The sequence below is a fragment of the Sphingobium olei genome, assembly GCF_042678845.1.
Classification (GTDB): Bacteria; Pseudomonadota; Alphaproteobacteria; order Sphingomonadales; family Sphingomonadaceae; genus Sphingobium; species Sphingobium olei.
Window position 1 is genome coordinate 1 of record NZ_JBHTLS010000022.1, and the last position, 778, is coordinate 778.

Sequence of the window (778 nt, forward strand, 5' to 3'; positions counted from 1 at the left end):
CACCGACGACCAGCAATTGTCGCAGGTAGCGATTGCCGCCCTTGGTAATCTTGCCCAGGCGGGTCTTGCCACCTGACGAGTTTTGCCGGGGCACGAGTCCAAGCCAGGCGGCGAAATGGCGGGCCGACCTGAAGCTCTGCGCGTTGGTCACCATCGACGCGAGCGCCGAGGCGGTGATCACACCAACGCCGGGGATGGTTTCAAGGATGTTGCTGACGTCGTTGCGATAATGCCAGCGGGTCAACTGCTTATCGATCCCGGTGAGCTTGTCCTGCAGTTCCTGAATGTGGCGCGCTAAGACGCCGAGTGTCTCGCGCGCCAGTTCCGGAAGATCGAGTTCGTCCCCTTTCGCAAGCCGATCGACCATGCGCACCACCTGCGCCACGCCGGTACCCGTCACAAGACCGAATTCGGCCAGATGGCTGCGCACGGCATTGAACATCATCGTCCGCTGCTTGATCAGCAGTGCCCGCGTTTTGTGCAGCACGCCGCCAGCCTGCTGGTCAACTGACTTGATTTCGACGAACCGCATTGTCGGCCGCGTCACCGCCTCGCAAATCGCTTCGGCATCGGCGGCATCGTTCTTCTGCCGCTTGACGTAAGGTTTCACGTAGATCGGCGGGATGAGTTTTACGTCGTGGCCCAGGTTCTGGAGCTGCCGACCCCAGTGATGCGCCGTTCCGCAGGCTTCGATCCCGATCAGAACCGGAGGCAATGCCGCGAAAAACTTCAACATCTGTCCGCGCTTCAATTGCCGGGTCACAACCACCTGACCCGC

General features: G+C 61.1%; 1 protein-coding gene. It reads right to left on the reverse strand.

Features of this window, described 5'->3' with window-relative positions; translation table 11 throughout:
• Window positions 1-736 (reverse strand): IS110 family transposase (locus tag ACFQ24_RS03795; RefSeq protein ID WP_380909120.1); only part of this gene is annotated, 736 nt, incomplete at its 3' end.
• Window positions 737-778: the final 42 nt, after the last annotated feature.